The 12,605-nt window shown below is 64.4% G+C and carries 12 protein-coding genes; 2 read left to right on the top strand and 10 right to left on the bottom strand.

The window, feature by feature from the left end; all coding sequences use genetic code 11:
- The first annotated feature begins 36 nt into the window (after window positions 1-36).
- Complete coding sequence (gene argA, locus VNT00_RS16680) at window positions 37-1,392, top strand: amino-acid N-acetyltransferase (protein WP_325589525.1); 1,356 nt, start codon at window positions 37-39, stop codon at window positions 1,390-1,392.
- Between the two features lie 92 nt (window positions 1,393-1,484).
- Entirely contained in the window at window positions 1,485-1,757 is a 273-nt protein-coding gene (locus VNT00_RS16675; protein WP_325589523.1) for an oxidative damage protection protein, read from the top strand.
- 219 nt (window positions 1,758-1,976) lie between these two features.
- On the opposite strand, the gene phoU is transcribed toward VNT00_RS16675, so the two are convergent.
- The 10 genes from phoU to radA all read right to left on the bottom strand — a co-directional run bounded on the left by phoU (window position 1,977) and on the right by radA (window position 12,600).
- The gene (gene phoU / locus VNT00_RS16670; RefSeq protein ID WP_325589521.1) at window positions 1,977-2,705 is read right to left on the bottom strand and encodes a phosphate signaling complex protein PhoU; all 729 of its coding nucleotides are present in this window, start codon (window positions 2,703-2,705) and stop codon (window positions 1,977-1,979) included.
- Window positions 2,706-2,902: 197 nt separating this feature from the next.
- Window positions 2,903-3,586: a ribose-5-phosphate isomerase RpiA gene (gene rpiA, locus VNT00_RS16665; protein WP_325589520.1), complete on the bottom strand. Its 684-nt coding sequence runs from the start codon at window positions 3,584-3,586 to the stop codon at window positions 2,903-2,905.
- A gap of 4 nt (window positions 3,587-3,590) precedes the next feature.
- Entirely contained in the window at window positions 3,591-3,950 is a 360-nt protein-coding gene (locus VNT00_RS16660; protein WP_325589518.1) for a Spx/MgsR family RNA polymerase-binding regulatory protein, read from the bottom strand.
- Entirely contained in the window at window positions 3,947-4,750 is an 804-nt protein-coding gene (locus tag VNT00_RS16655; RefSeq protein WP_325589516.1) for an ABC transporter permease subunit, read from the bottom strand. Before VNT00_RS16655 ends, VNT00_RS16660 begins: the two co-directional genes overlap by 4 nt.
- On the bottom strand, window positions 4,747-5,652 hold the full coding sequence (locus VNT00_RS16650; protein WP_414650948.1) for an ABC transporter permease subunit: 906 nt from the start codon (window positions 5,650-5,652) through the stop codon (window positions 4,747-4,749). The genes VNT00_RS16655 and VNT00_RS16650 overlap by 4 nt, the downstream gene beginning before the upstream one ends.
- A gap of 11 nt (window positions 5,653-5,663) precedes the next feature.
- Window positions 5,664-6,794 carry an ABC transporter ATP-binding protein gene (locus tag VNT00_RS16645; protein ID WP_325589512.1) on the bottom strand — a complete coding sequence of 377 codons (1,131 nt, stop codon included), beginning with the start codon at window positions 6,792-6,794 and terminating at the stop codon, window positions 5,664-5,666.
- 4 nt (window positions 6,795-6,798) lie between these two features.
- Window positions 6,799-7,899: a polyamine ABC transporter substrate-binding protein gene (locus VNT00_RS16640; RefSeq protein WP_325589510.1), complete on the bottom strand. Its 1,101-nt coding sequence runs from the start codon at window positions 7,897-7,899 to the stop codon at window positions 6,799-6,801.
- Between the two features lie 101 nt (window positions 7,900-8,000).
- Entirely contained in the window at window positions 8,001-8,705 is a 705-nt protein-coding gene (locus VNT00_RS16635; protein WP_325589508.1) for a 3-deoxy-D-manno-octulosonic acid kinase, read from the bottom strand.
- Window positions 8,702-11,209, bottom strand: a complete 2,508-nt coding sequence (locus VNT00_RS16630; protein WP_325589506.1) for an ABC transporter permease — start codon at window positions 11,207-11,209, stop codon at window positions 8,702-8,704. The genes VNT00_RS16635 and VNT00_RS16630 overlap by 4 nt, the downstream gene beginning before the upstream one ends.
- Window positions 11,210-11,244: 35 nt before the next feature.
- A complete protein-coding gene (gene radA, locus VNT00_RS16625) occupies window positions 11,245-12,600 on the bottom strand; it encodes a DNA repair protein RadA (protein WP_325589504.1) in 1,356 nt (451 codons plus the stop codon).
- Window positions 12,601-12,605 lie beyond the last annotated feature (5 nt).

Below are 12,605 nucleotides of genomic sequence, written 5' to 3'. Positions count from 1 at the left end.
GCCCAATACCAACATTATGGATCTTCGGACACCGCCATGGCCACAAATGAAGTCGACACGTTCTCAGCCCAAGACGCCCCGGAATTCGCGCCGGCGCAGTTCGTGCGCTGGTTTCGCGATGTCGCGCCCTATGTGCACGATTTCCGGGGCAAGACCTTCGTCGTGGCCTTCGGCGGGGAGCTCGTCTACGACGGCGTATTGAACACCATTATCCAGGATCTTTCGCTGCTCTCGGCGCTGGGCGTCAAGCTGGTTCTGGTTCACGGCTCGCGCCCCCAGGTCAACGAGCAGCTCAAGCTCAAGGGCTACGACACCCAGTTCGGGCGCGGCACCGAGCCCACCAGCCCGGAAGCGCTGGAATGCGCCAAGGAGGCCGCCGGCGAAATCCGCCTGGACATCGAGGCGGCGTTCAGCCAGGGGCTGCCCAACACACCCATGTCCCACGCCCATATCCGGGTCATCTCGGGCAATTTCGTCACCGCGCGGCCGGTGGGCATCATCGACGGCATCGACTACAAACACACCGGCGCGGTGCGCAAGCTTGACATCAATGCCCTGAACGCCGTCATGAACCAGGGGGCCATCGTGCTGCTTTCGCCGCTGGGCTTCTCGCCCACCGGCGAAGCGTTCAACCTGGCCATGGAAGACCTGGCCACCAGCGCCGCCGTGGCCCTGCGGGCCGAAAAGCTTATCTTCATGACCCAGGACCGCACCGTGCGCGACGAAGACGGCTCGGTGGACACCGAGCTGGCGCGCGAGGACGCGGACGCCCTGCTCGCCACCGGCACGCTGGACGAAGACACGGCCTCCTTCCTGAGCCATGCCTCGCGGGCCGTCAAGCGGGGCGTGGCCCGGGCGCACCTCATTCCCTATACGCTGGACGGCAGCGTCCTGCTCGAAATCTTCACCCACGATGGGGTCGGCACCATGGTGGTCGAAGACACCCTGGACGACCTGCGGCCGGCCACGGTCGACGATGTGGGCGCCATCGTGCAACTGATCGAGCCCCTCGAAGCCGACGGCACGCTGGTGCCGCGCGGCCGGGCGGTCATCGAGCGCGACGTCGAGCAGTTCACCGTCCTGGAGCACGACGGCGTCATCTACGGCTGTGTCGCGCTCAATCCCTACCTGAGCGAAGGCATGGCGGAAATGGCCTGCCTGATCGTCCATCCCGAATGGCAGGGCTCGGGCGAAGGCGAAATCCTGCTGCGCCACACCGAGTCGCGCGCCCGCGCCATGGGGGCCCGGCGTCTTTTCGTGCTGACCACGCGCACCTCGCACTGGTTCATGAAACGCGGCTTCGTCCAGGGCGGCGTGGCCGACCTGCCCAAAGAGCGCCAGGCTCACTACAACCGCTCGCGCAACAGCCTGGTGTTCATCAAGCGGCTGTAAAAACAGCAATCGCCCCAAGGGCTTGCGCACGAACCACCCTGGGTCTGGGTACAATGTGCCTTATTGCATAACTCGTTCGAGGTAAGACTTTCATGGCACGTATGGTTAACTGCGTAAAGCTCAAGCGCGAAGCCGAGGGGCTGGACTTCCCCCCGTATCCGGGAGAACTGGGCGTTCGCATCTGGCAGAACATCTCGAAAGAGGCGTGGGCGATGTGGGTGGACACCCAAACCCGCCTGGTCAACGAAAACCGCCTGAACCTGGCCGACGCCCGCGCCCGCAAGTACCTGGCCCAGCAAATGGAAAACTTCCTGTTCCAGGACGCCAACGTCGAAGCCCAGGGCTACGTTCCTCCGTCGGCGTAATCCCGCCGCTCCCAAAACAAAACGGCTTCCCTGGAGGCCGTTTTGTTTTGGGAGCGTTTTTTTTGGGTTCTTAAGCGGCCGTTTCAGCTTGGCCAATTTTGTTCAGGTCGGTGCTCCAACTTCACAAAATTGGCCAAGCTGAAGCGGCCTGACTACGTCGTGGTGGCACGCACAGCAGCTACGTGGGGGCGATACCGGGTGCCGGGCTTCCCAGCGACCCTAGACTTCGTTTTCTTCCTCGTAGGGGTCTTCGCCGCGCGCGGTGCGTTCGGTGGCCTTGACGCCGGTGTGGCGCACGTCGGCGCCGCGCACCATGTAGATGACGCGTTCGGCCATGTTCTTGGCGTGGTCGCCGATGCGCTCGAGCGAGCGGGCGATGAAGACAAGGTCGATGGCCCGCGTGATGATGCGCGGATCCTCGATCATGTAGGTAATGATATGGCGCAGGGACGCCTTCCATTCCTTGTCGACTTCCTTGTCGTTGCGCACCACCTGGGCCGCCAGCAAAGGGTCTTCGCGGGCGAACGAATCCAGCGAATCGTGGATCATGCCGACCACGTAGTTGGTCATGTGGCGCAGTTCGACAATGGGCGTGTAGCGCCCGTCGGTTTCGTGCAGGCGGCGCGCCACCTTGGCGATTTTCTCGGCCTCGTCGCCGCAGCGCTCCATGTCGGTCAGCATTTTGGAGACCGACAGCAGCAGGCGCAGGTCGATGGCGGTGGGCTGGTTGCGGGCGATGACGTAGCCGATGCGCTCGTCGATTTCCACCTCGAGGCGGTTGACCTCTTTTTCGCGCTCGCGAACCTGATCCACCAGGGCCAGGTCGCCGCTGATCAAGACTTCCATGCCGTCCCGAACCATGGACTCGACCAGACCACCCATTTGCAGGAACAGGGACCGCGTGGTTTCAAGATCGGTGGAAAACTGCTTGTTGGTATGTTCGGACATATCAGCCTTCGTTCATCGCAAATGTCTAGAAAGTGGCGCCTTGCGGGCCAATACGAAAATAATAAAGCGAATAGCGCCAAGGGTACACTGAAAACACGCATCCACCCAATGGCGCAGCAGGGTTCGTTGCGCCGCCACCCACAAACGGGTGCGGCGACCACTTGAAGAAGCCAGCCTAACGCAAAGATATGACGTAATTATGACGAAGCGGGCCGCAGCTGCCTTACGCCGTCCTGCGTGGACATGAGCGCAACATCGGCCCCGGCGATGGCGAACAGGCCGCAGGTGACCACGCCCGGAATATTGTTGACGCGCGCTTCGAACTGGGCGGGATCGGCAATGGCCAGGCCCGAAACATCCAGGATGCGGCAGCCGTTGTCGGTGACGAAGCCGTCGCGCAGCACTGGCTTGCCGCCCAGGCGCGCCAACTCGCGAGCCACGGCGCCGACCGCCATGGGAATGACTTCGATGGGCAGGGGAAAGCCGCCCAGTTGTCCGACCAGCTTGGACTCATCGACGATGCAGACGAATTGCTCGGCCACGGACGCCACGATTTTTTCCCGCGTCAGCGCCCCGCCGCCGCCCTTGACCATATGCAGGCCCGCATCGATTTCGTCGGCGCCGTCGACATACACGGGCATGCTTTCGACGTCGTTCAGGTCGAAGACCTGCACGCCCAGCGCGGCCAGCCGCGCCGAGCTGCGCTCGGAGCTGGACACCGCCCCCCGAAAGCTCGCCTTATGGGCGGCCAGCGCGTCGATGAACAGATCTGCGGTGGAGCCGGTGCCGACCCCGATGACGACGTCCGGACGCAGCATGGGCAAAATATAGTCGACGGCCGCCTGGGCCACGTTCTGTTTGAGTTCCTGCTGTGTCAGCATGGTTTTATCCTAGTAATTCGCTGTATTTCTTGTCGGAGAACCCCAGCCCCAGCAACGCGCCGGCGCGCACCATGACGGGCCGCTTTATCAGGGTGGGAAACTCCACGGCCAGAGCCAGCCATTCCTTGTCGCTGGCGGGCGCCTTGCGCCCGTCCGGCAGGTTGCGCCATGTCATGGACGCGCGGTTTATCAGCTTTTCCCAGCCGCCGGCCTCGGCTGACCATTGCGACAGCTTGCCGGGATCGACGGGATTGTCGCGGTAATCGGTGAAATGGTAGGCAACCTTGTGCTCGTCGAGCCAGCCCATGGCCTTTACGCACGTGCTGCAACGTTTCAACCCATAAAGCTGTATGGTTTCGCTCATATCGACTCCTTGCGTCGTTGTATCCGGTTGGCCACAAGAACGCATATCCCCACGACCACGATGAAAATGCTCGCCAGGGCGTTGATCTCGGGCTTGACGCCCAGGCGCACCCGGGAGAACACCTCGAGCGGCAAGGTGGTGTAGCCCGGCCCCGACAGGAACGACGCAATCACCACGTCGTCCAGCGACAGGGTAAACGCCAGCAGCCAGGCCGCCGCCAGGGCGGGCGCGATCAAGGGCAGCGTGATGCTGAAGAACACCTTCAGCGGCGTGGCGCCCAGGTCGAGGGCCGCCTCTTCCAGCGAGCGGTCCAGGTCGCGGATGCGCGACTGGATCACCACCGCCACATAGGCCATGCACAGCGTGACGTGCCCCACCCATATCGTGAAAATGCCATTGCCCGATGGCCAGCCGAACAAATCGCCGAGCTCGACGAACATAAGCAGCAGCGCAATGCCCAGCACGACCTCGGGAATGACCAGCGGCGCGCTGAGCATGCCCACGTACAGGGCGAAGCCGCGGAACCGGCCCATGCGTGCCAGCACATAGCCGGCCCAGGTGCCGATGATGGTGGCGGCGGTCGCCGTGAGAAGCGCGATCCGCAGCGACAGCCAGGCCGCGCTCAAGAGCGCCTGGTCATTGAAGAGCGAATGGTACCAGCGCCAGGAAAACCCCGTCCACGACGTCATCATGGGCGAATCGTTGAACGAGAACGCCATGAGGCAGACTATGGGCACGTACAAAAAGCCATAACCCAGGAACAGTACGGCGGCTCGCAAGCTGCGGCTGGACTGGATCATGCCGCCCCCTTCCTGCCGTCGTCCAACTGCCGCACCTGGCTGTACTGGAACAGGACCAGGGGAATCAGGAGCAGCAGCACCATGACGCAGGTCACGGCCGACGCCATGGGCCAATCGGCGTTATTGAAGAATTCGTTCCACATGACCCGCCCCATCATGAGCGTATTCGCTCCGCCCAGCATTTCGGGAATGACGTACTCGCCGACTGTGGGAATGAACACCAGCATGGCGCCCGCCACGACGCCGGGCATGGACAGCGGCAGAGTGATGCTGAAGAACACGCGCCACGGCCTGGCGCCCAGGTCGTGGGCGGCCTCCAGCAGGCGCAAGTCCATTTTCACCAGGTTGGCGTAAAGCGGCAGGATGAAGAACGGCAGGTAGGCGTAGACCAGCCCGATGTAGACGGCCAGGTCGGTGCGGTAGATTTCCACAGGGGAGCCAATAAGCCCCAGCCACATCAGCACATGATTGAGCAGGCCGTCGTTGCGCAGGATGCCCACCCAGGCATACACGCGCAGCAGCAGAGAGGTCCAGAACGGCAGAATGACAGCCAGGAGCAACAGGTTGCGCTGCGCCGGGCGCGAGCGCGCAATATAGTAGGCCATGGGGTAGCCGATAAGCCCGCAGCACAATGTGGTGATCGCCGCCATCTTGACCGAATTGAGGTAGGTAGCGATATACAGGCTGTCGGTAAACAGCAGCGCGTAAGTGCGCAGGTGCAGGCCTATGGTCAGCGTCTGGTCCTTGATCTCGGCCAACGAGGTATAGGGCGGAATGCCGAACTTGAGGTCCGCAAAGCTTATCTTCAGGACCAGCAGGAAAGGCAGCAACAGGAACAGGCCCAGCCACACGAACGGCGGGACGATGGCCAGCGTACGGCGCGACGGCGCAAACCGCGCCAAGGACTGCCGGCTCATGACGGCAATACCGTAGCGGTGCCGCTGGCCCAGCAGGCGTAGACTTCTTCATCCAGGCCGGGCGCATCGTCCTGGGTCAGCATCAGGGCCGGTACGCTGGCTTCGATCACCAGCCCCGAATCCAGGCGGATCTGGTAGCGCACGTAGCTGCCCATCCAGGCCACATGATTGACCATGCCGTGCGCCCAGTTGTAGTCGAGTTCGGGCTGCTCGCGCTGGACGCGGATGTTTTCGGGCCGGATGGAAACATGCACGTTCATGCCCAGGGGCTCGCTGACGCCGTGGTTCACATAAAGCGGCCGCGCAAGCTGGTCGGATTCGATGAGCACGTGATCGGGCTCGTCCACCGAAATGACGCCGTCGAAAAAATTGGTCGAGCCGATGAAGCCGGCGACGAAGCGGCAATTGGGAAAGGTGTAGACCTCTTGCGGCGAGCCGCACTGCACGATCTGCCCTTCCGACATGACCGCCAGCCGGTCGGCCATGGTCATGGCCTCTTCCTGGTCGTGGGTGACCATGATGCAGGTGACCCCCACCTGTTCCAGGATGCGGGTGAGTTCGATCTGGGTCTTCTGGCGTATTTGCTTGTCGAGCGCCGACATGGGCTCGTCGAGCAGCAACAGCTTGGGGCGTTTGACCAGGCTGCGCGCCAGCGCCACGCGCTGCTGCTGGCCGCCCGACAACTGCTGGGGCTTGCGCCGCGAGTAGCCCGCCATCTGCACCAGGTCCAGGGCCTCGAAAACCCGCTCGTGGATTTCATTGGCGGGAACGCCCTCTTGCTTGAGGCCGAACGCCACGTTCGATTCCACGGTCATGTGCGGGAACAAGGCATAGGACTGGAACATCATGTTGACCGGCCGCCGATACGGCGGCAAGGCGGTGATATCCTCGTTGTCCAGGTAGATGCGGCCCGAGGTGGGTTCTTCGAAACCGGCCAGCATCCGCAGCAACGTGGACTTTCCGCAGCCCGAGCTGCCCAGCAGCGCGAAGATTTCCTGGCGACGCACCGACAGGCTTACCGACTGGACCGCCACGGTATCGCCGAAGATCTTGACCACGTCCGCGATCCGCACGAAATCGTCGGGGTGGGCGGAACCCGTCGGCGCCATCAGGAGATCGTCCGACATGGCGCTATCGTCCCGACTTGAGCTCGGCCCACAAGCGCGTTTGCAGGCGCTGGATGGGCAGGGGCTGCGACTTGATGAGGAACAAGGTGCGCGCCACTTCGGGCGGCGGGTAGATCATGGGGTTGCCAGCGACTTCCTTGTTGACGTACTTGCGCGCCTCTTTGTTGGCGTTGGGATAGAACATGGTGTTGGTGATGGCCGCGTGCACCTGCGGCGTTTCGATGTAATTGATGAAGGCCATGGCCTCCTGGGGGTGCGGGGCGTCCTTGGGCACGGCCATGGTGTCGAACCAGGCGGGCGCGCCGCCCGACGGCAGATAGTAATCGATGGAATACGGCTTCTTGCCGACCTGCGCGCGATGCCGCGCGATCAGGACGTCGCCCGAATAGCCATAGACCATGCACAGGTCGCCCGCCGCCAGTTCGTCGATATAGCCCGACGAGCTGAACTGCCTGACGTAGGGCCGTATTTTTTTGAGGAGTTCGAGGGCGGCCTTGTAGTCGTCGGGATTGCTGCTGTTGGGATCCTTGCCCAGATAGTGCAGCACAGCCGGAAACACCTGGGCGGCCTCATCCAGTATGGAAATGCCGCAGGACTTCAGCTTGGCGGCGTTTTCGGGCTTGAACAGCATGTCCCAGCTTCCCAGCGGAGCGTCGGCGCCCATGATTTCGCGCACCTTGGTCACGTTGTAGCCCAGGCCGTTGGTGCCGTAGCCCCAAGGAATCAGGTATTGGTTGCCGGGATCCACGACGGCGACCAGCGCCATGATGTCAGGATCCAGGTATTTGAGATTGGGCATGGCCGCCTTGTCCAGCTTCTGGAACAGCCCGGCCTGCAACTGGCGGGCGGCGTAGTGCGTGGACGGCACCACGACGTCGTACCCGGACTTGCCGGTAAGCAGCTTGGCCTGCAGGGTATCGTTGCTGTCGTAGACGTCGTAGCGCACCTTGATGCCGGTTTGCTTCTCGAAGCCCGAAATGGTGTCGGGCGCCGTGTACTCGGCCCAGTTGTAGACGTTCACGACCTTGTCCTGCGCCGACGCGGACGATACCAGCAACGCCATCCCCAACCCAAGAAGCAAACGCCCCGCTTCGCCGATATTCATGGTTAGCTCCCCGAAAACAAGATGCCCACGACAAAACCCGCAAGCCCAAAAGGCGAAATCATAAAGCTTTTTCACACGGCATGCGACGATTTGCGCCCGTATTAGGGAAGCTCTGCATACGCGCGGTTTATGGCTTCCCAGCACTGCTCGCCGGCCTGGCCGGCCACTTTGGACAAAGAACGCCGCAACCGCAGCAAATTGTCCCGACGCCGCGCCGCATCGACGACGCAGCGGCGCCCCCGGTCGAAATCGATGAGCCAGGCCTTGCCCGCCGCATCGATCAGGATATTGAAGGCATTGAGGTCGGCGTGCCATACACCGGCCTCGTGCATGGCATGGATGGCCTGGGCAACCGCCTCGGGCCGGCAGTCGTCCAGGCTCCGGGCCAGGGTTCGAGCCCCGGGGATCAGCTCGGTGACGATGGCGGCCCGGTAGCGCAAGCCGCCGCGCCAGTAGGCCGCCGCCAGCGGCCTGGGCACCGGCAGCCCTTTCTGGTACAGGAAATCCAGAATGTCGAATTCGGCGAACGAGCGCGTGCGCGCCGCGCCCGTCCAGAGATAGAGATCGAGGCTGATCCGGGCAACCAGCCCTCCGCGCCGATAATGCCGCAAGACCGCTGCTCCCAGGCCGGGCCTGTTTACGTACCATGCCGCCTGGCGGCCGCCCACGCTCACGGGCCGTGCGCCCAGCGCCGGATTGGCGGGATCGAACAGTTGCGGCTCGGGTTCGGCCACGCGATCCGGCGCAAACCGGAGCGCGCCGCCGGTAAATGCCAGGGTCCGGGGGGCGGAGTACGAAACGGTCATGCCACCTCGCGAAGAGAAGCCATGGGAGGCGCGGTCAACACCCCGCGAAGCGCCAGGCCGCCGCCAACCCAGGCCGCTGCGCCGCCCAGGACGATGCCCGCGGGCCATGGCCACCAGGGCGGCGAAAACGGAAACTCGAACACCCAATGGGCCAGCGCCGCCGCGACCGCCACCGCGCCGGACGCCGCCAGGACACCCGACAAGGCGCCGATGAGCAGCATTTCCAGGCGCAGGGAACCCGACAACAAGCTCGAACTGGCGCCCAGCACCCGCAAGACCGCCGCTTCGTGCATGCGCTCGTCGCGCGTGGACGCAAACGCGGCCGCCAGCACGACCAGGCCCGCGGCGAAGGTAAACAGGAACAGCAGTTGGACCGCCTGCACGGCCTGCCCGAGAATATTCTTTATCTGCTCCAGGATGGCGCCGACGTCGAAGATGGTCAGGTTGGGAAACTCGTGGATCAACCGCGGCTTGAAGGAAGCCTTGTCGGGCGGCAAGTGGAACGACGTAATGAAGGTAGCCGGTGCGTCGCGCAAGGCAACGGGCGACAGCACCGCAAAGAAATTCACGTCGAAGGAATCCCACTTGACCTTGCGCAGGCTGGTTACCGCCACCTTGACGGGCTGCCCCGCAACCTCGAAGGTTATGTGGTCGCCCAGTTTGATGCCCAAGGTCTCGGCCAGCCCTTCCTCCAGCGAAACCTCGTCGCGCGCCGGATCGAGCCAGCGCCCCGCGACTATGGTATTACTGGCCGGCAAGGCATCCAGGTAGGACAGGTTGAACTCGCGCTCCACCAGGCGCCTGGCGCGATCGCCGTCGTAATCCTCGCTGCGCACAGCCTTGCCATTGATGGCGATCAGCCTGCCGCGCACCATGGGCGACAGCGCCTGGGCGCCCAACCCCGCCTGCTCCAGGCGTTGGCCGAGGGGCCCGCGCTGGTCGGGCTGGATATTGATAAGAAATGTATTGGGCGCGTCCGCCGGCACGGTATTCAGCCATCCAGTCAGCAAATCGGTGCGCACCAGCGTAAGCAACAACAGCACCATCAGGCCTATCGACAGCGCGCCGGCCTGCGTGATGGTCAGGGCCTTGCGGCGCACCAGGCCGGCCAGGGCGAAGCGCAGGGCCGGACGGCCGGCCGCCAAGGGCCGGACACGCCGCAGCAGCCAGACAGCAGCCCAGGCCGCCAAGGTGAACAGGCCCAGGGCCGCCAGGAATCCGGCGCACATCACCAGGCTGAGGCGGGCATCGTTCGAAATCCACCAGGCCAGCCCGTAAAACGCCGCCCCGCCCGCGATTGCGGAGGGCCAGCGATGGCGTTTTTTCAGCGTGTATTCCCGGCGCAGGACCTGTGACGGCGACACATGGCGCAAGGCGGCGAGCGCGGGCAGCGAGAAGCCAAGCAGCAACAGCACGCCCGTGGCCAGGCCTTGCCAGACGGGGCTCCAGCCGGCGGCGGGCAAGACAGTCTGGAACCACTGGGCGACCACGGCGCCCAAAGCATGCTGCATCCCGTAGCCGATTGCGCAGCCCGCGGCGGAACCCAGCAATGCCAACAGCAAGAATTCCACCCACAGCATTACTCTAAGTTGGCGCCAGGCGGCCCCCAGGCAGCGCATTACCGCAATGCCGTCGCGGTGGCGCAGCGCAAAGCGCCGGGTCGCCAGGGCAATCGCAACGGCCGCGATCATTACGGCCAGCAAGGCCACCAGGATCAGGAATTGATGGGCGCGCTTGAGCGAGCCGGTGATCTCCGGCCGGGCCGAGTCCAACGTGCGCAACTCCTGCCCCGGGCGCAATTGCGGCTTGAGCCAGTTTTCGTAGCGCTCGACGGCCGAAGCCGGGCCGGCCGCCAGCAGCGTGTAGTGCACGCGGCTGCCCGGCCCCACCAGGCCCGTGGCCGGCAGATCGTCCAGATTGATCATGGCGCGCGGCGCCACATTGATGAACTGCACGCTGCGATCGGGTTCGAACTCGATGGTGCCCGTCACCTTCATGCTGGCATCGCCCACCTGCAGCGCATCGCCCAGTTGCAGGTTCAGCAATGCAAGCACCTGGGCGTCCACCCAGACCGTCCCTCGTTCCGGCACACCGTGGGCGGGCTCGCCCGGGCCGCCGGGCGTTCGCGCCAGCTTGAGCGTGCCGCGCAAAGGGTAGCCCGCCTGAACCGCCTTGAGGGAAACCAGTTGCGAACCATCCGCCGTGCTCAGCATCGACGGAAACTGCACGGTACGGGCCGTTGTCAGGCCCAACTCTGCCGCCCGCTCGATCAGCCCCGGCTGCAGCGGATTGCTGGATTGCACGGCCAGGTCGCCGCCCAGCATCTGGGCCGAATTGCGGTCCAGCCCGCGGCCGACCCGGTCGCTCAGGAAGCCCACGCTGCTGACCGCCGCCACGGCAATGACGAGGGCCAGAGCCAAGAGGCGCAGCTCTCCCGAGCGGGCGTCGCGCAGCAGCGCCCGCGCACCGGGAAGAAGAAGATGGATCAAACCGTCAAACGACACGAGCTGGCCTCGCTGGCTGCGGGAAAAGGATCACTTTAGCGCAACCGGTCGATGGCCGCATCGACCCGGTCGACCGCCCAGACCTCCAGACCTTCGATGGGCTGGCGCGGCGCATTGGCCTTGGGAATGAGAGCCAGGTTGAAGCCCAGCTTGGCTGCTTCCTTCAGGCGCTCCTGGCCGCGCGGCGCCGGGCGGATCTCGCCGGCCAGGCCAACCTCGCCGAAAACGATCAGCCCCTTGGGCAGCGGCTTGTTGCGCAGCGAGGACATGATGGCCAGCAGCACAGGCAAGTCCGCCGCCGGCTCGGCTATTTTGACGCCGCCCACGGCATTGACGAAGACGTCCTGGTCGAAAGTGGCCACGCCGGCGTGGCGGTGCAATACCGCCAGCAGCATGGCCAGGCGCGTGCTTTCCAGCCCCACCGACAAGCGCCGTGGATTGGGTACATGGGCGCTATCGACCAGGGCCTGGATTTCGACCAGCAGCGGCCGGGTGCCTTCCTGGGTGGCCATGACGCAGGAGCCCGCCACGTCGCTGTCGTGCTGCGACAGAAACAGGGCCGAGGGATTGGCCACGCCGCGCAGGCCCCGGTCGGTCATGGCGAAAACGCCGAGTTCGTTGACCGCGCCGTAGCGGTTCTTGAAAGCCCGGACGAGGCGGAACGAAGAATGTGTGTCGCCTTCGAAATACAGGACGGTGTCGACGATGTGCTCGAGCACGCGGGGGCCGGCCAAGGCGCCGTCTTTCGTGACATGGCCGATCAACACGATGGCGATGCCGGTCTGCTTGGCGACGCGGGTAAGCTGGGCCGCGCACTCGCGCACCTGCGACACCGAGCCGGGCGCCGCGCTCAGGTCGCTGGAATACAAGGTCTGGATGGAATCGATGACGGCCACCGCAGGCCGCTGCTCGGCCAGTGTGGCCACGATGGACTCCAGGCGGATCTCAGCCAGCAGGTTGACGCTGCCGGTGGACAAATCCAGGCGCCGCGCGCGCAGGGCGACCTGTTCGGCGGACTCTTCGCCCGTGACGTACAGCACCGGCACTACGCTGGACAAGGACGCCAGCGCCTGCAGCAGAAGCGTGGACTTGCCGATGCCCGGGTCGCCGCCGATAAGCACCACCCCGCCCGGCACCAGGCCGCCGCCCAGCACGCGGTCGAACTCGGGGATGCCCGAAGGCTGGCGCGGCAGCTCGCGCGCCTCAATCTCGGACAAGCTGCGCACCGGGCTGGCTTCGGCCAGCGGGGCAAAGCGATGCGACGCCGCCGGCGGCGCCGCGACCGATTCGACCAGAGTGTTCCAGGAGCCGCAATGGGGGCACTTGCCCTCCCATTTGGGGCAGGTGCCGCCGCATTCGCTGCAGACATACAGGGTTTTGGATTTGGCCATGCCCA

Source organism: Eoetvoesiella sp., assembly GCF_035555955.1.
Taxonomy (GTDB): Bacteria; Pseudomonadota; Gammaproteobacteria; order Burkholderiales; family Burkholderiaceae_B; genus Eoetvoesia.
The sequence above is the reverse complement of the archived record's forward strand: the minus strand, read 5'-3'. Positions and strand labels throughout refer to the sequence as shown.